The sequence below is a fragment of the Enterobacter sp. JJBC genome (assembly GCF_036936505.1).
GTDB classification, from domain to species: domain Bacteria; phylum Pseudomonadota; class Gammaproteobacteria; order Enterobacterales; family Enterobacteriaceae; genus Enterobacter; species Enterobacter hormaechei_C.
Genome location: NZ_CP136935.1, coordinates 160,991 through 179,981 on the forward strand (window position 1 = coordinate 160,991; position 18,991 = coordinate 179,981).

Sequence of the window (18,991 nt, forward strand, 5' to 3'; positions counted from 1 at the left end):
TGAAAAAGGGGCCAGCGGCCCCTTATTTTACTGATTCTTTTTCTCTTCGTCCGTCAGGTAACGCACCTTGCGGGTGTAGTCCTGACCTTTGAACAGCAGTTTGTTATCCGGCGATTCCAGATACTTCTGCCACTCGGAAAGCGGGAAACCACCGTGCGCGCCAATCACCTCTTTCGGCACAACGGCTTCCTGACCGCCGATCTTCTTGGAGACCGGCCAGTTCATCCAGTCGCCCAGGTTAACCGTTTTTACATCCAGCATGTCCAGCAGCGCAGCGAGCGGCAGCTGATCGGTCGGCGGCTGCGTATCGTCCATCAGCTCCCAGGTATCCTGGAACAGCGTCAGCCACAGCGGGCAGATACGGCGCCAGGTCTTTTTGGTGGCCGCAAGAAACGCGCCGTTAACGTGATCGACCAGATACGGGCGCACCGTTTCTTTGTAATAGGCCGGCACTTTTTCTGCGGGGGCGCCGTCCAGCTTGGCAATCATTTTGCCCTGACGGAAGCTGGAGTAGATGTGCATATCCGCCATGTTGATCTCTGGCATTTTAAGCAGGTTGAGATCGGAGTCGATCATCAGCACCCCTTCACCGCGCGCCTGCAACGGAGCATTAAGCTTCACCAGACGACTGAGGTAGATCTGCTTATAGCGGTACCCCTCTTCACGTTTTGGAAGCGTGAGGGTGACAACGCGGGTTTTTAGCGGCAGCTCGCCGAAAGCGGATTCAGGCTGATCGCTGACGATAACAATCTCGCTGACGTCGGTGGCGTAACGCTCTGCAAAGGTCGCTGATAATAACGCCTCTTCGACGAAATCCGCGCCCGTACAAGGGATCACGATGGAATCAACCGCAACGAGATCGCGCGTGACCGGAAGGGAAGCGTAGGGAATGTTATGACGCCCGGTAATGTGGCGGTAGCGAGCATTCAGGAATTTAAACATGTTCTTCTCGTTTGGTTATTGCGCGCCAAGAACGGCCTCGACACCGTTAACATAGCTTTCAATGGCATACATGTTGCAGACATTCTGGTGTGCGGCAGCGGCGAGCCGGGCGCGCAGAGCAGGATCCTGCCAGATATTATCCAGATGTTGAGCAAGTTGCGACACGTCGCTCCACGGAAACAGCAGGCCGGTCGACTCATGATCGATCAATTCTGCCGTGCCGGTCACTTTTGAACCAATCACTGGGATGTTCAGCAGCATTGCCTCCAGCACGACGCGCGGCAGACCTTCGCTCTTCGAGGCCAGAATAAACGCGTCAAAGGTAGCAAGGTAGTCAAAAGGCGTGTTCTGGAAACCGGTAAAAATCACGTGTTCAGCAATCCCCAGCGCGTCAGCCTGTGCCGTCAGCGCGCCGCGCTCAGCCCCTTCACCGACCAGCACCATCTTCCATTTTGCCTGCGGGTGCCTCTGGTTGAACTGGGCCAGCGCCTCCAGCGTGTGATGGTTGGCCTTGCGAGGGATTAACGAGCCAACGCTGCCGAACACAAACGTGTCATCATCAATGTTCAGGCGCTGGCGCATCGCGCGTCGGTCAGGCAAAGGCTGGTGGATGTCGATAGCATTGTTGACCGTGGTACACAGCGCTGGCCGGACGCCATGCTGAAGTAGCACACGTTCAACGCCGTGCGAGACGGCGATGATTTTTGTGGCATGGGCATTCACCAGCTTCACCAGCGGCGGGGTCAGCACCGGTTCAATCCGGCAGTGCTGGATTATCCGCGCATGCAGGTTTGCGCCCGCCAGATACCCTTCTTCGTTAGAGCCTGGCTGGTTGTTCATATACAGCGTATCGAAACCACCTTCCCTGAAAATGGTCTCGATCTTGCTGACGTTGGGGCGAATGCGCCACAGGGTATCGATATGTCGCGTAAATGCTTTGCGCGCCGAACGCGAGAAAAACAGCAGACCACGTCCCGCTTCTTTCAGGAGTTTTGCCCATGCCGGTTGCTTACGTTGAGGGATAACGAGTAGAGGTATCCCAATGCTATTGAGCACCTGGCCTATCGTTTCACCTTCAGCACGACTATAATCACTGTAAAAACAACAAGTAATGTCGAATTTTTCGCGGTTGATTCGCTTCAGAAGCTCAAGCATACTGTTGGTACCTCCCCCCCATTCTTTGCCCGTGTCCAGGAGGAGGATTTTACGTTTTTGCGGCATGTCTGAATCCGTATGCTACCCTTCATCTGACCGCATTATAAAGAATTTGTTGAAATAAAATAGATTTTTTGTATTTCTTTGTCTTTTTATAAGAAAACGTTTTAAACACGCTTATTTTAAAAGTGTGATTTAAGACTTTAATCGCCTCTTCTCAATTAGATACTATTAGCGAAAATATTTATGTTGTTATTGAGAGAGTGAGAAAATGTTTAAAATAACGGTCTGCTTATTAACGTTTAACTCCGAAAGAACGTTGCACGATGTTATTCCTCCTCTTTTAAAAATAGCGGATGAATTCGTTGTAGTTGATTCCGGAAGTACAGACGCAACGATATATATTTGCCAGAGTTATGGATTGTCGGCCATATTCAAAAAATATAGCTGGCACGGCGAGCAGATGAACCATGCCGTATCCCATGCGCACAACGACTGGGTGCTGTGCATGGACAGCGACGAAATACTCGATCAAGAAACCGTTGATGCTATTTTAAAATTAAAAATGGGCGATGAACCCGAACCGGATATGGCGTGGCGGATATGTCGTCACTGGTTTGTTCTGGGAGAAAATGTCCGAACGATTTATCCCGTCTCATCACCGGATTATCCGGTGCGTCTTTTTAACCGTACGCAGTCGCGATTTAATAACCGGCCAGTAGACGATCAGGTCGAAGGTTTTCTCCATTCTGAACGTATTCCTGGCTATGTCAGACATGATACATTTTATTCACTGCATGAACTTTTCAATAAATTAAACGGATATACCACTCGCCTGGTTCAATATCAGACGATACGTCCCTCTCTTAGTCGCGGAGCGATCAGCGCTATCGGCGCATTTTTCAAATGGTATCTGTTTAGTGGTGCCTGGCGTCAGGGCAAAGTGGGTGTGGTGACAGGGTTTTATGCCACGGCGTACAGTTTTTTGAAGTATTTCAAGGCCTGGTATCAGGATCGAGAAAAGAAAGAGTCCGTTGCAAAAGAGCAGTCGGACTCTTATCTGGCAGAATAGGCGTTAGCCGATCAGGCTTTTTTTCCCCAACCCTGCCACTGTTGCTGGACGTATTTAACCAGCGTACTGCTGCTGATGCTTTCGCCAATCACCGTGAAGAAGCGGGTTGCATAGACCGGTTCAGGCGGCTGTTTCAGCGTGCAGTTCTTCACGCCGCGGAATGGATTACGTGGCCGCGTTGCGGGTGGTTGCGCGCTACCCGGACGAGAAGTATCCACCTGAGGTTCATTGAGCAGATCGCTCGGACGCACCAGCGTGATATCGGCGGGTAAGCCCGGCAACATTTGCTGCAAAACGCGAACGGTAGATGGATGCGGATGCCCAATGGCAATCGCCGAACCGTTACGGCGCGCCAGCTGTACCGCGCGGTTGAACTGGACGCGGATATCCGCTTCGTTCTGGGAGTCATCCAGGAATACTTTGCGCTTGATGACTTTCACGCCCGTTCCCTGAGCGGCACGCATCGCCTGGCTGTTGCCGATGGTCATGCTGTCGAGGAAATAGAGGTTGTAACGCTCCAGCGCCTGCATCACTTTCAGCATACCGTACAGGCTGGAGGTCATCGCGCTGCCCATATGGTTATTCAGACCCACGGCATACGGCACTTTATTGTATGCATCGCGGATGATGCGATCGATCTCGTCGCTGCTCATGTCCGGGCGCAGGGTATCTTTTTCCAGCGGCTGCTTGCTGAGGGGGGCCATCGGCAGATGGATAAGGACCTGATGGCCGCCATTGTGCGCTTTGGTCGCCATTTCATGCGCGTGAGGCGCATTAGGCAGGACGGCGACAGAGATGGCTGACGGCATCGCCAGCACCTGATTTTCATAGTGTGGTCGATAACCGAAGTCATCAATCACAATCGCGAGTTTGCCTGCATAAACCGGTGCAGCCAGCGCCAGTGCGCTGACTACGGAAAAAACAATTCGACGAAATTGAAGCAAAACTTATCTTCCCAACCACGGCTGTGGATTGACCGCCTGACCCTGACGACGAATTTCGAAATAGAGTGACGGGCGGCCCTGACCGCCACTGCTGCCCACAAGGGCAATGGGTTGACCCGCGCGCACCTGAGTGCCAACGCTGACTAGCGCACTCTGGTTGTAGCCGTAAAGACTCATGTCGCCTTTACCGTGTTCAACCACCACCACGAGCCCATAACCCTGTAGCCAGTCGGCCAGGATCACGCGGCCATCGGCGATGGCTTTCACTTCGCTACCTTCAGACGCACCGATAACGATCCCCTTCCAACGTAGCTCACCCTGCAACTGTTCGCCATAGCGATGCAGGATCGTACCGCGAACGGGCCAGTAAGCCTGACCACGCGGGGAGCCGAGGCCGCCGGTACGGGACATCAGGGAACGTTCATTTTCAGTCGGTTTGTAGGTGGTGCCTTTGCGGGAGGCTTCCTGCTGCTTGTTACGCACCGCCTGCGCTTCGCGCGCTTCTTTTTCGGCGCGCGCTTTGGCCGCGGCTTCTGCCCGGGCAATGCTGTTACGCAGTCTCGATTCGTTGGCGCGCATTTCGCTCAGCTGGCTTTGTCCTGCCTGGATAGAGGACTCCAGCCCGGCGAGCGTCTTCTTACGCTCATTGCGCGCCTGCTCAAGCTTCTCCTGCTGCGCCTGCTGATCGTAGAGCAGCGTTTGCTGCTGGCTCTGCTTCTCTTCCAGCTCGGCTTTTTGCGTGGTGACTTCTTCGCGCGTCTGTTTCAGCTGCGCAATGGTCTCCTGACGCGCCTGGTTAAGATAGCCGAAATAGGCCTGTAAACGCTGACCTCGCTGGCTCTCTTCACCGCTGAGGATCAGCTGAAGGCCTGTGTGTTCACCCTGACGGAAAGCAGCATCAAGTTGTGCAGCAAGGTTCCGCTCCTGGGCATCGCGCTGACGCTCCAGTTTCGCAATCGACGCGTTCATTTCATCGATTTGCTTATTGAGCTGGGCAAGGGTGTTTTGTGTTTCACGCAGCTTACGCGCGGCGGCGGAAATGGCCTCTTCCTGCTTTTTAAGCTGGGCGAGCAGGGTGGCGCGCTGCTGTTGCTGCTGACGTACCGCACGCTCTTTGGCGGCGATATCGGCCTGAATGGATTTAAGCTGATCGCGGTCATCCGCATGGGCGGATGCGGCGCACAGCAATACGCCAGCGCTGAGTGCGCTGGCGCAAAGCAGAGGTCTGACTGATAACCGAAGCGGCTTCACGACCCATGTGATTGAAAAAATCGCCTTTCCCCTCATGGGGAGCGATTATTCCACGATGAACAGCGGCTTGCCAGTCATCTCTTCAGGGATTTCCATACCCATCAGCGACAACATGGTTGGCGCGATGTCGGAAAGCTTGCCGCCTTCCACTGCTTTCACTGATTTATCACCCACATAAATCAGTGGAACAGGCAGGTTGGTATGGGCGGTATGTGCCTGACCGGTTGCCGGGTCACGCATCTGTTCTGCGTTACCGTGGTCAGCGGTAATCAGCAGTTGGCCGCCTACGGATTCAACCGCTTTCGCAACCTGCTCAACGCAGTGGTCCAGCGCTTCAACCGCTTTAACGGCTGCTTCCATCACGCCGGTGTGGCCCACCATATCGCCATTCGGATAGTTACAGATGATGGTGTCGTATTTACCGCTTTCGATCGCGGCCACCAGTTTTTCGGTCAGCTCCGCAGAGCTCATTTCTGGCTGGAGATCGTAAGTGGCGACTTTCGGTGAGTTAATCAGGATGCGGTCTTCGCCTTTAAACGGCTCTTCTACGCCGCCGTTAAAGAAGAATGTCACGTGCGCATACTTCTCAGTTTCGGAGATGCGCAGCTGCGTTTTGTCATTTTTCGCCATCCACTCGCCGAAGGTGTTTGCCAGCGAGGCGGGCGGATACGCGCATGGGGCTTTGATATCCGCTGCATATTCGGTCAACTGGATGAAATCAATCTTCGCCACTTTCTTACGGGCGAAACCGTCAAAATCGCTGTTGACGAAGGCGCGGGTGATTTCGCGCGCGCGATCGGCACGGAAGTTCATGAAGATCAGCGCATCGCCATCTTCCATGGCGGCATCGGCCTGGCCTTCAGCGCGGATCACGGTTGCCTTCACAAATTCGTCGTTTTCATCACGCGCGTAAGCCGCTTCCAGGCCTTCAACGGCGGTCGGGAACTGGAACTCGCCTTTTGCCAGGGTCAGCAGATCATAGGCTTGCTCAACGCGGTCCCAGCGGTTGTCGCGGTCCATGGCATAGTAACGACCAATGATGGACGCCACGCGGCCTTTGCCCAGTGCGGCAAATTTGTCTTCAAACGCTTCAAGAGAACCTTTTGCGCTGCGTGGTGGCGTATCGCGACCATCCAGGAAGGCGTGCAGATAGATTTTTTCCGCACCGCGCTCAGCGGCCAGTTCTACCATCGCCATGATGTGATCTTCGTGGCTGTGAACGCCGCCCGCAGAGAGCAGACCCATAATGTGAACAGCCTTGCCTGCGGCAACGGCTTTATCAACCGCTCCGGTGAGCGTTGGGTTGGCAAAGAATGTACGCTCTTTGATTTCAACGTCCAGGCGCGTCAGGTCCTGATAAACGATACGGCCCGCACCCAGGTTAACGTGACCCACTTCTGAGTTGCCCATCTGACGATCCGGCAGACCCACTTCCAGGCCAGACGCATCAATCAGGGTGTGGGGACGTTTTGCCCATAGCGCATCCATAACCGGGGTTTTGGCGTTGAAAATGGCGTTATCCTGTTGATCTTCACGGTAGCCATAGCCATCCAGAATCACCAGTACCATAGGTTTTTTAGAAACCGACATTGCGACAACCTCATGCTCAAGAGACAAAAATTTTGCGTAATTTTACTACAGCTGAATCGATAAAATAGCCGCAGAAGATCAAAGAAAGCGCGGGGGCAAGGCTGTTCTCAGGCCATTTTGAGGCTTTTTTTACGTGGCATGCCGCAGAAAATAGATTAGCTTTATGTCGCTGGCTGTATTTGCCACAGCGCACAGGTATACTCCTGTCCTGGTTTTTTTAATCACTTAGTCGGGAGTTGTTACCCCCCATGCAAGAAATTATGCAATTCGTTAGCCGCCACCCGGTTCTGAGCATCGCGTGGATTGGCCTGCTGGTCGCTGTACTGTTCACCACATTTAAGGGACTGACGTCTAAAATTAAGGTGATCACCCGCGGTGAAGCGACACGTCTGATCAACAAAGAGGACGCCGTGGTTGTCGATCTGCGTCAGCGCGACGATTTCCGCAAGGGCCATATTGCAGGTGCTATCAACCTGCTGCCAGCGGAAATTAAAGCGAACAACATTGGTGAGCTGGAGAAGCATAAAGCCCAGCCGATTATTGTTGTTGACGGCACTGGCATGCAGGCGCAGGAATCTGCCAACGCACTGCATAAAGCAGGCTTTGAAAACGTAACGGTGCTGAAAGAAGGCATCTCCGGCTGGAGCGGGGAGAATCTTCCTTTAGTGCGCGGTAAATAAGGAGTTAAGTGATGGCCAATATTGAGATCTACACCAAAGCAACGTGCCCGTTCTGCCACAGAGCGAAAGCGCTGCTGTCCAGCAAAGGCGTAACGTTCAAGGAACTGCCGATCGATGGTGACGCGATTAAACGCGAAGAGATGATCCAACGCAGTGGTCGCACAACGGTTCCACAGATTTTTATTGATGCGCAGCACATTGGCGGCTGTGATGACTTGTATGCGCTCGACGCCCGTGGTGGACTCGATCCGCTGCTGAGCTAGAGACTTTAGGACAATTAAAAAGGGTTTTTCCATGTCAGAACAAAATAACACCGAGATGACTTTCCAGATCCAGCGCATCTATACCAAGGATGTCTCTTTCGAAGCGCCAAATGCGCCGCACGTTTTCCAGAAAGACTGGCAGCCAGAGGTTAAACTTGATCTGGATACCGCATCCACCCAGCTGGCGGATGATGTGTATGAAGTCGTACTGCGTGTCACCGTGACCGCCTCTCTGGGCGAAGAAACTGCGTTCCTGTGCGAAGTTCAGCAGGGCGGTATCTTCTCCATCGGCGGCATCGAAGGTAACCAGATGGCGCATTGCCTGGGTGCATACTGCCCGAACATCCTGTTCCCGTATGCGCGTGAATGCATCACCAGCCTGGTTTCTCGCGGTACATTCCCGCAACTGAACCTCGCGCCAGTAAACTTTGATGCGCTGTTCATGAACTATCTACAGCAGCAGGCTGGCGAAGGTGCCGAACAACATCAGGATGCCTGATGAGCACTGTTAATGCGTCAATGACTGTGATCGGTGCCGGCTCTTACGGCACCGCTCTTGCCATCACGCTGGCAAGAAATGGTCACGACGTGGTCCTGTGGGGCCACGATCCAAAACATATCGCGACGTTGCAACACGACCGCTGCAACGTGGCGTTTCTCCCGGACGTTCCGTTCCCTGACTCTCTCTATCTGGAAAGCGACCTCGCGACCGCGCTGGCGGCCAGCCGCAATATTCTGATTGTGGTGCCAAGCCACGTGTTTGGCGAAGTCCTGCGTCAGATTAAGCCGCTGATGCGTGCGGATGCGCGTATTGTGTGGGCGACGAAGGGGCTGGAAGCGGAAACCGGACGTCTGTTGCAGGACGTTGCCCGCGAAGCGCTGGGAACAGCGATCCCGCTGGCGGTGATCTCGGGGCCGACCTTTGCCAAAGAGCTGGCTGCGGGCTTGCCGACGGCGATCTCGCTGGCGTCCACCGACCAGGCATTTTCAGACGATCTTCAGCAACTGCTGCACTGCGGCAAAAGCTTCCGCGTGTACAGCAACCCCGATTTTATCGGCGTGCAGCTGGGCGGCGCGGTGAAGAACGTCATTGCCATCGGGGCCGGGATGTCTGACGGCATCGGTTTCGGCGCGAATGCGCGTACGGCGTTGATCACCCGTGGTCTGACCGAAATGTCCCGCCTGGGCGAAGCGCTCGGTGCCGATCCGGCCACTTTTATGGGAATGGCTGGGCTGGGCGACCTGGTGCTGACCTGCACCGATAACCAGTCGCGTAACCGCCGCTTTGGCATGATGCTCGGACAGGGCAGCGATGTAAAAAGCGCGCAGGAGAAGATTGGTCAGGTGGTTGAAGGCTATCGCAATACCAAAGAAGTTCGCGAATTGGCGCACCGTTTCGGTGTCGAAATGCCAATAACCGAGGAAATTTATCAGGTATTGTATTGCGGAAAAAATGCGCGCGAGGCAGCATTGACCTTATTAGGTCGTGCGCGCAAGGACGAGCGCAGCAGCAATTAGCCGGGAAGTATCGTCACCTGAATGACCCAGCCAGCGCAGAACTGGCTGGTCATTAACTATCGTCTGGAGCAAGCAATGCCGTGTGAAGAACTGGATATCGTCTGGAATAATATTAAAGCCGAAGCCCGAGCTTTGGCCGACTGTGAGCCCATGCTGGCCAGTTTCTATCACGCGACGCTACTTAAGCACGAAAATCTCGGCAGCGCCCTGAGCTATATGCTCGCCAATAAACTGGCTTCCCCTATCATGCCTGCTATTGCCATTCGCGAGGTGGTGGAAGAGGCCTACGCCGCAGATCCGGAGATGATTGCTTCTGCCGCCTGCGACATTCAGGCCGTGCGTACGCGTGACCCGGCGGTGGATAAATACTCCACGCCGCTACTGTATCTCAAAGGATTCCACGCCTTACAGGCGTACCGCATCGGCCACTGGTTATGGAATGAGGGACGCCGCGCGCTGGCCATCTTTCTTCAAAACCAGGTTTCCGTGACCTTCCAGGTCGATATTCATCCGGCGGCGAAAATTGGCCGTGGGATCATGCTCGACCACGCCACCGGCATTGTTGTCGGTGAAACGGCGGTGATCGAAGATGACGTGTCGATCCTGCAATCCGTTACGCTGGGCGGTACCGGTAAAACCAGTGGCGATCGCCATCCGAAAATTCGTGAAGGGGTGATGATTGGCGCGGGTGCTAAAATCCTCGGCAATATTGAAGTCGGACGCGGCGCGAAGATTGGCGCGGGGTCGGTTGTGCTCCAGCCTGTACCGCCGCACACCACCGCCGCTGGCGTCCCGGCGCGCATCGTCGGTAAGCCAGACAGCGATAAGCCGTCGATGGATATGGATCAGCACTTCAACGGTATTCACCACACCTTCGAATACGGCGACGGCATCTGAACGCCGGAACAGCCAAATAAAAAAGCCCGGTGAGTCAATGCACCGGGCTTTTGATTAGTTGCGGTATAACACTTTGATAATGTGATAGCCGAACTGCGTATGCAGTGGGCCGGTTGGCTCCAGCACCGGGCAGGAGAAAACCACTTTATCAAACGCCGGGACCATCTGGCCCTGGCGGAACTCGCCTAAGTCACCACCGCGTTTGCCTGACGGGCAAATCGAGTGTTTCTTCGCCAGTTTGCCGAAGTCGGCGCCGTTTTTAATCTGTTCGAGCAGATCCTGTGCCAGTTTCTCTTCTTTAACAAGGATATGCAGTGCTGCTGCTGTTTTTGCCATGATCGTGCCTTGAGTCAACGAGTTTACGGTCGGTATACTACCACGCGTTTTTCCTCCTCTCCCGACTTTCATTGAGTGATCATTTATGCGTTTAAACCCCGGACAACAACAAGCTGTCGAATTCGTCACCGGACCCTGCCTGGTGCTGGCGGGAGCGGGATCCGGTAAAACACGTGTGATCACCAACAAAATCGCCCATTTAATTCGGGGTTGTGGATACCAGGCGCGCCATATCGCGGCGGTCACCTTTACCAACAAAGCGGCGCGTGAGATGAAAGAGCGCGTCGGCCAGACGCTGGGCCGTAAAGAGGCGCGCGGGCTGATGATCTCCACCTTCCACACGCTGGGTCTGGATATTATCAAGCGCGAATACGCGGCGCTGGGCATGAAGTCCAACTTTTCTCTCTTTGATGACACCGACCAGGTGGCGCTGCTTAAAGAGCTAACGGAAGGGCTGATCGAAGATGACAAAGTGCTGTTGCAACAGCTGATCTCGACGATCTCGAACTGGAAAAACGATCTGATGACGCCGGCCCAGGCAGCGGCAAGTGCCAAAGGCGAGCGCGACCGCATCTTTGCCCACTGCTACGGTCTGTACGACGCGCATATGAAAGCCTGTAACGTCCTGGATTTCGACGATCTGATCCTGCTGCCGACGCTGCTGCTTCAGCGGAATGAAGAGGTGCGCGAGCGCTGGCAGAACAAAATTCGTTACCTGCTGGTGGATGAATACCAGGATACCAACACCAGCCAGTACGAGCTGGTAAAGCTGCTGGTAGGACAGCGCGCGCGTTTTACCGTTGTAGGCGATGACGATCAGTCGATTTACTCCTGGCGTGGCGCACGTCCGCAAAACCTGGTGCTGCTGAGCAAAGACTTCCCGGCGTTGCAGGTGATTAAACTGGAGCAGAACTACCGTTCTTCCGGGCGTATCCTGAAGGCGGCGAACATCCTGATTGCCAACAACCCGCACGTCTTTGAGAAGCGCCTGTTCTCTGAACTGGGTTACGGGACCGAGCTGAAAGTGCTCAGCGCCAATAACGAAGAGCACGAAGCGGAGCGCGTAACCGGCGAGCTGATTGCCCATCACTTCGTCAACAAAACTGAATACAAGGATTACGCGATCCTCTATCGCGGTAACCACCAGTCGCGCGTCTTTGAAAAGATGCTGATGCAGAACCGCATCCCCTACAAAATCTCCGGCGGTACATCGTTCTTTTCGCGTCCGGAAATCAAGGATCTGCTGGCCTATCTGCGCGTGCTGACCAACCCGGATGACGACAGCGCTTTCCTGCGCATTGTAAATACGCCGAAGCGCGAGATTGGCTCTGCGACGCTGCAAAAGCTGGGTGAATGGGCGATGACCCGCAACAAAAGCCTGTTCACCGCCAGCTTCGATATGGGGCTGAGCCAGACCCTGACCGGGCGCGGCTATGAGGCCTTAACCCGCTTTACCCACTGGCTGGGTGAGGTGCAGCGTCTGGCTGAGCGCGAGCCTGTGGCGGCAGTACGCGATCTGATCCACGGCATTGATTACGAATCCTGGTTGTATGAAACCTCCGCCAGCCCGAAAGCGGCAGAGATGCGCATGAAAAACGTTAACCAGCTCTTCAGCTGGATGACCGAAATGCTTGAAGGATCTGAGATTGACGAGCCCATGACCCTGACGCAGGTGGTCACCCGCTTCACGCTGCGCGATATGATGGAGCGCGGGGAAAGCGAAGAAGAGGCCGATCAGGTTCAGCTGATGACGTTACATGCCTCGAAAGGGCTGGAGTTCCCTTATGTCTATCTGGTGGGGATGGAAGAGGGCCTATTGCCGCACCAGAGCAGCATTGATGAAGATAACGTCGACGAAGAGCGCCGTCTGGCCTACGTTGGGATCACCCGTGCGCAGAAAGAGCTGACGTTTACGCTGTGCAAAGAGCGCCGTCAGTATGGTGAGCTGGTGCGCCCGGAGCCGAGCCGTTTTCTGCTGGAGTTGCCTCAGGACGATCTTATCTGGGAGCAGGAGCGTAAAGTCATTACCGCTGAAGAGCGTATGCATAAAGGGCAGGCAAACGTGGCAAACATTCGCGCGATGCTGGCAAAAGCCAAAGAGAAGGGATAACTATTTGTAGGCCGGGTAAGGCGAAGCCGCCACCCGGCACGCTTCAAGGGTCACTTCACATCAAGCGCCCAGTGCACATAGCTCTGCCACTGGTACTCCTGCTCAATCAGTTCCGCCCCAAGGGGATGATCCTCAAGCCAGTTTTCCGGTAGCGTCAGCGTCAGTTTCTCCTCGTCTGCCGCCAGCGTAATGGCTGGCAGCAAATCATCTCGACGCCGACTGGCAAACAGGATCGCCAGCCGAAGCAGACGACACAGATGCTCCGCCACGCGCGGCGGCACAGCGTTCTGCTGGTGAAGGGAAGAGAGATCGACGGCGTTAGTCTGATTCAGCAGCAGGGTGGCCAGCAGCTTCTTCTGGGCGGGCGTATAACCCGGCAAATCGAGATTACGCACCAGCCAGGCCGCGTGCAGCGGTGCCTGCTTGTACTCCACGCTGAGACCAATTTCATGTAGCGCACAGGCGCTTAGCAACAGATCGCGGCTTAACGGTTCAATATCCCAGCTTTTTTTCACCTGATCGGCAAACTGTGACGCCAGTTGACTCACTCTCTGCGCCTGGTCGGTATCCACAATAAAGCGGCGTTGAACGTTACGCAGCGTACGGCTACGGATGTCCTGATCGACCGACTGGTGCAGCATTCCGTAGACCAGACCTTCACGCAGCGCACCGCCTGCCAGGGTCATACACTGGATATTAAGCTCGGTGAAAATGGCAATCAGTATGGCGAGCCCACTGGGGAAAACCAGCGCGCGTTCAAGCGTCAGCCCTTCTATTTCAAGCTCTTCCAGACGACCACACTGGATGGCGCGCTGTTTAAGCTGCTGGAGTTTGGCAAGCGTGATCCGCTCGTCCATCCCCTGTGCCATCATGATTTCCTGCAACGCCTGCACGGTTCCGGACGCGCCGACACACACTTTCCAGCCGTGATAGCGCAGTTCGTCCATGACCGGGCGCAGGACCGCACGCGCCGCGTTTTCCGCCTCGTCAAAATTCTCTTTGGCAAGGTTTCGATCGGTAAAGTAGCGTTCCAGCCAGGTCACACAGCCCATTGACAGGCTGAAGAGCGACGTCGCCTGCGCGCCTGTGCCCGTGACCAGTTCGGTACTGGCGCCACCGATATCGACCACCAGACGACGATCGTCGCCGCCGGTCGTATGCGCCACACCCTGATAAATCAGACGCGCTTCTTCTTCACCGCTGATGACCTGCACCGGACAGCCCAGAATTTCCTGTGCTCTGGCAATGAAATCGCCAGCGTTAACCGCAAGACGTAGGGTCGCCGTGGCAACAACGCGAATTTGACTGAGCGGGATATCCTGTAAACGTTCTGCAAACAGACGCAGACACTGCCAGCCACGTTCCATGGCTTCCGGGGAGAGATGATTATCGCTGCTCAGGCCCGCCGCGAGGCGGACCTTGCGCTTAATGCGCGTCAGCGTTTGTATGCTTCCCGCCACCTCGCGCACAACCAGCATATGAAAACTATTCGAACCGAGATCAATTGCCGCATAAAGCGAGGTGGAGCTGAGCATATTTTCTTAACCTGAACGACGACGATTACGCGGTGCACCGCCGGAACGACGCGGGCCATTGCCGGAGCGTGGACGTGTAAGGCGCTTAGGTGGCGGCAACTCGCTTAACAGCGCTTCCGGATTGTATTTGCTCTGTGGAATAGAGTGACCGATGTAGGTCTCAATGGCCGGAAGGTTCAGCGCATACTCTTCACACGCAAGGCTGATGGAGTGACCGCTTGCGCCTGCACGACCAGTACGACCGATACGGTGTACATAGTCTTCACAGTCATCTGGCAGGTCATAGTTAAAGACGTGCGTCACGGCTGGAATGTGCAGGCCACGGGCCGCCACGTCGGTCGCGACCAGAATATCAAGGTCGCCACGAGTAAATTCGTCGAGAATGCGCAGGCGTTTTTTCTGCGCCACGTCGCCGGTCAGCAGACCCACACGGTGACCATCTGCCGCCAGGTGTCCCCAGATATCTTCACAGCGGTGTTTGGTGTTCGCGAAGATAATCGCGCGATCCGGCCACTCTTCTTCGATCAGGGTTTGCAACAGGCGCATTTTCTCTTCATTAGAAGGATAAAAAAGCTCTTCTTTAATGCGGTGCCCGGTTTTCTGCTCCGGTTCTACTTCCACATATTCCGCATTGTTCATCTGCTCGAATGCGAGTTCACGTACGCGGTATGACAGGGTTGCGGAGAACAGCATGTTCAGACGCTGGTTTGCCGCAGGCATACGGCGGAACAGCCAGCGGATGTCTTTAATGAAGCCCAGATCGTACATGCGGTCTGCTTCATCCAGCACCACGACCTGGATTGCGCCGAGGTTGATATGGTTCTGTTTGGCGTAGTCGATAAGACGGCCAGTGGTCCCAATCAGGATATCGACGCCGCTTTCCAGCACTTTCAGCTGTTTATCGTAGCCGTCGCCGCCATAGGCCAGGCCAAGTTTCAGGCCGGTGGCTTGCGCCAGGGGCTCAGCGTCTGCGTGGATCTGTACCGCCAGTTCTCGCGTCGGGGCCATAATTAGCGCGCGCGGCTGGTTAACTTTGCGGTCTGCAATCGCTGGGTGAGAAAGTAAATAATGAAACGTTGACGTTAAAAACGCCATCGTTTTGCCAGTACCGGTTTGCGCCTGCCCTGCAACATCGCGACCGGCCAGCGTCAGCGGCAGGGCGAGAGCCTGAATGGGCGTGCAGTTATGAAACCCTTTAGTTTCAAGGGCTTCGATCACCTTTGGGTGCAGGGCGAAGTCGGAAAACTTCTGTTCTGTTAAATGTGTTTTGCTCATAGTGTGGTAGAATATCAGCTTACTATTGCTTTACGAAAGCGTATCCGGTGAAATAAAGTCAACCTTTAGTTGGTTAATGCGACATCAACACGTCGTTGGTGGAGACAAAACCAACGTACCAGGCTTATTCCTGTGGAGTTATATATGAGCGATAAAATTATTCACCTGACTGACGACAGTTTTGACACGGACGTACTTAAAGCTGACGGGCTGATCCTCGTTGATTTCTGGGCTGAATGGTGTGGTCCTTGCAAAATGATCGCTCCGATTCTGGATGAAATCGCTGACGAATATCAGGGCAAACTGACCGTTGCCAAGCTGAACATCGACCAGAACCCGGGCACCGCGCCAAAATACGGTATCCGTGGCATCCCGACCCTGCTGCTGTTCAAGAACGGTGACGTGGCAGCGACCAAAGTGGGCGCACTGTCCAAAGGTCAACTGAAAGAGTTCCTGGACGCTAACCTGGCGTAAGGTTTCTCAGCTGAGCGTCCAGAGCGCCTAATTAACGGCGAGATCTGGACGCCCGGCTTTAGTCGTGCTAAGTTAGCTATGACTACGTTTTAAACATATCTTGTTGTTTGAATCTTGTTTTACCCGATACTTCCCGTTGTTAACATAAACAGTGCGTGAAGTTGCTAGATTCCGGGCTTGTCACTCAATCCGTCTTGTCGTTTCAGTTCTGCGTTCTTTCCCTGTGACCAGACAGCGAACAGACATGAGGTGATGGCCGCTAAACAGGCATGGATGACCCTGCCATACCATTCACAACATTAAGTTCGAGAATCACCCCGAGTTTAAGAACCCACACCATTATGAATCTTACCGAATTAAAGAATACGCCGGTTTCTGAGCTGATCACTCTCGGCGAAAATATGGGACTGGAAAACCAGGCTCGTATGCGCAAGCAGGACATCATTTTCGCCATCCTGAAGCAGCACGCTAAGAGTGGCGAAGATATCTTTGGCGACGGTGTGCTGGAGATACTGCAAGACGGATTTGGTTTCCTCCGCTCCGCAGACAGCTCCTACCTCGCCGGCCCTGACGACATCTACGTATCCCCTAGCCAAATCCGCCGTTTCAACCTCCGCACTGGTGACACCATTTCAGGTAAGATTCGTCCTCCAAAAGAGGGTGAACGCTACTTTGCGCTGTTGAAGGTTAACGAAGTTAACTACGACAAACCGGAAAACTCCCGCAATAAGATCCTGTTCGAGAACTTAACGCCGCTGCACGCGAACTCTCGCCTGCGCATGGAGCGTGGTAACGGGTCTACTGAAGATTTAACCGCGCGTGTGCTGGATCTGGCATCGCCAATTGGTCGTGGCCAGCGTGGTCTGATTGTGGCGCCGCCAAAAGCCGGTAAAACCATGCTGCTGCAAAACATCGCGCAGAGCATTGCTTACAACCACCCAGACTGTGTGCTGATGGTGCTGCTGATTGACGAACGTCCGGAAGAAGTGACCGAGATGCAGCGTCTGGTGAAAGGGGAAGTGGTTGCGTCTACCTTCGACGAGCCTGCTTCCCGCCACGTTCAGGTTGCGGAAATGGTTATCGAGAAGGCGAAACGCCTGGTTGAGCACAAGAAAGATGTGATCATCCTGCTCGACTCCATCACCCGTCTGGCGCGTGCCTACAACACCGTGGTGCCGGCTTCCGGTAAAGTACTGACCGGTGGTGTGGATGCCAACGCCCTGCATCGTCCGAAGCGTTTCTTCGGTGCGGCGCGTAACGTGGAAGAGGGCGGTAGCCTGACCATTATCGCGACGGCGCTGATCGATACCGGCTCCAAAATGGACGAAGTTATCTACGAAGAGTTCAAAGGTACAGGCAACATGGAACTGCACCTTTCTCGTAAAATCGCAGAAAAACGCGTCTTCCCGGCGATCGACTACAACCGTTCCGGTACCCGTAAAGAAGAGCTGCTTACCACTCAGGAAGAGCTTCAGAAAATGTGGATCCTGCGCAAAATCATCCATCCAATGGGCGAAATCGACGCAATGGAATTCCTCATCAACAAACTGGCGATGACCAAAACGAACGACGATTTCTTCGACATGATGAAACGCTCGTAACGCAAATAATCCCAGTAAACGCCACGTTTTTACGTGGCGTTTTTTATTTATGGACTATACGCTATTACCACACACTCCCAATTTTGACCTGTCGGTGCGACAATAAGAATGTTTGCACAGTCAAAGAAATAATTGATTGAAAAACATACAAAGGGAGTTGTGAGAAGCCATCTTTAATCCTTCTGAGGCAGAGGCTTCATGGTTATACTTCCGGGACTAACATTTGTTGAGAGCAATCCATTGTGAATCTACTCACTGCAGTAACTGAGCTGATCAGTATTTTTTTATTCACAACCTGTTTTTTGTTCATTGCGCGCAAGGTAGCAAAAAGAATTGGGTTAGTGGACAAACCGAACTTCCGTAAACGTCATCAGGGGCTTATTCCGCTGGTGGGCGGCATTTCGGTATACGCAGGCATCTGTTTCACATTCGGGATCGCGGATTATTATATCCCCCATGCCGCACTCTATCTGGCATGTGCCGGTGTGCTGGTACTGGTCGGCGCCCTTGATGATCGTTTTGATATCAGCGTGAAGTTCCGCGCGACGGTACAGGCGGCCATTGGCATCATTATGATGGTGGTAGGCGGCCTCTATCTCAGAAGCCTGGGCTACGTGTTTGGTCCCTGGGAGCTGGTGCTTGGGCCATTCGGCTTCTTCCTGACGCTGTTTGCCGTGTGGGCGGCTATCAACGCCTTTAACATGGTTGACGGTATAGACGGTCTGCTTGGTGGGCTGTCCTCTGTTTCGTTTGGCGCGATCGGCATCATCTTATGGTTTGACGGCCAGTACAGCCTGTCAATGTGGTGCTTTGCTATGATTGCCGCCATCCTGCCATACATCTGCCTGAACCTGGGTGTGTTAGGGCGTCGCTATAAAGTCTTTATGGGCGATGCGGGCAGTACCCTGATTGGCTTTACGGTTATCTGGGTCCTGCTGGAAACCACGCAGGGTAAAACGCACCCTATCAGCCCGGTAACGGCCCTCTGGATTATCGCCATCCCGCTGATGGACATGGTCGCTATTATGTACCGCCGTCTGCGTAAAGGGATGAGCCCGTTTTCTCCCGATCGGCAGCATATTCACCACCTGATTATGCGCGCCGGCTTCACGTCTCGTCAGGCATTTGTGTTGATTACGCTTGCGGCTGCTATTCTGGCTGCGATTGGCGTTGCCGCGGAATACGCACATTTCATTCCTGAATGGGTAATGTTGGTATTATTCTTGCTAGCATTTTTCATGTACGGTTACTGCATCAAGCGTGCATGGAAAGTCGCGCGTTTTATTAAACGTTTAAAACGCAGGATGCGTCGGAACAGTGGCAAAAACACAACATTAACTAAGTAAAA

18 protein-coding genes are annotated in these 18,991 nt (G+C 54.1%); 10 read left to right on the forward strand and 8 right to left on the reverse strand.

What is annotated here, in order from left to right; all coding sequences use genetic code 11:
• Window positions 1–27 precede the first annotated feature (27 nt).
• Together RY075_RS00795 and RY075_RS00800 are read right to left on the reverse strand one after the other, a co-directional pair.
• Window positions 28–942 (reverse strand): hypothetical protein, encoded by a 915-nt coding sequence (locus RY075_RS00795; RefSeq protein ID WP_032608204.1) that lies wholly within the window; start codon window positions 940–942, stop codon window positions 28–30.
• Between the two features lie 15 nt (window positions 943–957).
• A complete protein-coding gene (locus tag RY075_RS00800) occupies window positions 958–2,163 on the reverse strand; it encodes a glycosyltransferase (protein WP_023323977.1) in 1,206 nt (401 codons plus the stop codon).
• A 205-nt stretch (window positions 2,164–2,368) separates the two neighbouring features.
• On the opposite strand from RY075_RS00800, the gene RY075_RS00805 reads away from it, so the two are divergent.
• Window positions 2,369–3,169 (forward strand): glycosyltransferase family 2 protein, encoded by an 801-nt coding sequence (locus RY075_RS00805; RefSeq protein WP_104469555.1) that lies wholly within the window; start codon window positions 2,369–2,371, stop codon window positions 3,167–3,169.
• Between the two features lie 11 nt (window positions 3,170–3,180).
• On the opposite strand, the gene RY075_RS00810 is transcribed toward RY075_RS00805, so the two are convergent.
• Genes RY075_RS00810 through gpmM form a run of 3 tightly spaced genes read right to left on the reverse strand, consistent with a single transcriptional unit; the run spans window position 3,181 to window position 6,954 of the window.
• A complete protein-coding gene (locus tag RY075_RS00810; protein WP_032634365.1) occupies window positions 3,181–4,113 on the reverse strand; it encodes a divergent polysaccharide deacetylase family protein in 933 nt (310 codons plus the stop codon).
• Between the two features lie 3 nt (window positions 4,114–4,116).
• Window positions 4,117–5,376, reverse strand: coding sequence for a murein hydrolase activator EnvC (gene envC / locus RY075_RS00815; protein ID WP_026094345.1), 1,260 nt, complete (start codon window positions 5,374–5,376; stop codon window positions 4,117–4,119).
• 33 nt (window positions 5,377–5,409) lie between these two features.
• Entirely contained in the window at window positions 5,410–6,954 is a 1,545-nt protein-coding gene (gpmM, locus tag RY075_RS00820; RefSeq protein WP_045346009.1) for a 2,3-bisphosphoglycerate-independent phosphoglycerate mutase, read from the reverse strand.
• A gap of 248 nt (window positions 6,955–7,202) precedes the next feature.
• Between gpmM and RY075_RS00825 the strand changes: the two genes are divergently transcribed.
• The 5 genes from RY075_RS00825 (at window position 7,203) to cysE (ending at window position 10,312) form a co-directional block, all read left to right on the forward strand.
• A complete protein-coding gene (locus tag RY075_RS00825; RefSeq protein WP_003860840.1) occupies window positions 7,203–7,634 on the forward strand; it encodes a rhodanese-like domain-containing protein in 432 nt (143 codons plus the stop codon).
• A gap of 11 nt (window positions 7,635–7,645) precedes the next feature.
• Window positions 7,646–7,897: a glutaredoxin 3 gene (gene grxC, locus RY075_RS00830; protein WP_003860837.1), complete on the forward strand. Its 252-nt coding sequence runs from the start codon at window positions 7,646–7,648 to the stop codon at window positions 7,895–7,897.
• Between the two features lie 31 nt (window positions 7,898–7,928).
• Window positions 7,929–8,396, forward strand: a complete 468-nt coding sequence (secB, locus tag RY075_RS00835) for a protein-export chaperone SecB (RefSeq protein ID WP_003860835.1) — start codon at window positions 7,929–7,931, stop codon at window positions 8,394–8,396.
• A complete protein-coding gene (gene gpsA / locus RY075_RS00840; RefSeq protein WP_006812398.1) occupies window positions 8,396–9,415 on the forward strand; it encodes an NAD(P)H-dependent glycerol-3-phosphate dehydrogenase in 1,020 nt (339 codons plus the stop codon). Before secB ends, gpsA begins: the two co-directional genes overlap by 1 nt.
• 75 nt (window positions 9,416–9,490) lie before the next feature.
• Window positions 9,491–10,312: a serine O-acetyltransferase gene (cysE, locus tag RY075_RS00845; protein ID WP_022646641.1), complete on the forward strand. Its 822-nt coding sequence runs from the start codon at window positions 9,491–9,493 to the stop codon at window positions 10,310–10,312.
• Window positions 10,313–10,366: 54 nt separating this feature from the next.
• On the opposite strand, the gene ppiC is transcribed toward cysE, so the two are convergent.
• Entirely contained in the window at window positions 10,367–10,648 is a 282-nt protein-coding gene (gene ppiC / locus RY075_RS00850; RefSeq protein ID WP_006812396.1) for a peptidylprolyl isomerase PpiC, read from the reverse strand.
• A gap of 85 nt (window positions 10,649–10,733) precedes the next feature.
• On the opposite strand from ppiC, the gene rep reads away from it, so the two are divergent.
• Window positions 10,734–12,758: a DNA helicase Rep gene (gene rep, locus RY075_RS00855; protein WP_003860830.1), complete on the forward strand. Its 2,025-nt coding sequence runs from the start codon at window positions 10,734–10,736 to the stop codon at window positions 12,756–12,758.
• A 50-nt stretch (window positions 12,759–12,808) separates the two neighbouring features.
• Here the strand turns inward: rep and gppA are convergent, their stop codons facing one another.
• Both gppA and rhlB read right to left on the reverse strand, forming a co-directional pair.
• Window positions 12,809–14,293, reverse strand: a complete 1,485-nt coding sequence (gene gppA / locus RY075_RS00860) for a guanosine-5'-triphosphate,3'-diphosphate diphosphatase (protein ID WP_032661064.1) — start codon at window positions 14,291–14,293, stop codon at window positions 12,809–12,811.
• Between the two features lie 6 nt (window positions 14,294–14,299).
• The gene (rhlB, locus tag RY075_RS00865) at window positions 14,300–15,568 is read right to left on the reverse strand and encodes an ATP-dependent RNA helicase RhlB (protein ID WP_003860827.1); all 1,269 of its coding nucleotides are present in this window, start codon (window positions 15,566–15,568) and stop codon (window positions 14,300–14,302) included.
• Between the two features lie 144 nt (window positions 15,569–15,712).
• Here rhlB and trxA point away from each other — a divergent pair, with 144 nt between their 5' ends.
• From trxA to wecA, 3 genes are all read left to right on the forward strand, one after another.
• Complete coding sequence (gene trxA / locus RY075_RS00870; RefSeq protein WP_006812392.1) at window positions 15,713–16,042, forward strand: thioredoxin TrxA; 330 nt, start codon at window positions 15,713–15,715, stop codon at window positions 16,040–16,042.
• A gap of 341 nt (window positions 16,043–16,383) precedes the next feature.
• The gene (gene rho, locus RY075_RS00875) at window positions 16,384–17,643 is read left to right on the forward strand and encodes a transcription termination factor Rho (protein ID WP_001054528.1); all 1,260 of its coding nucleotides are present in this window, start codon (window positions 16,384–16,386) and stop codon (window positions 17,641–17,643) included.
• 242 nt (window positions 17,644–17,885) lie between these two features.
• Window positions 17,886–18,989, forward strand: a complete 1,104-nt coding sequence (gene wecA, locus RY075_RS00880) for a UDP-N-acetylglucosamine--undecaprenyl-phosphate N-acetylglucosaminephosphotransferase (protein ID WP_001050933.1) — start codon at window positions 17,886–17,888, stop codon at window positions 18,987–18,989.
• The last annotated feature ends 2 nt before the right edge of the window (window positions 18,990–18,991 follow it).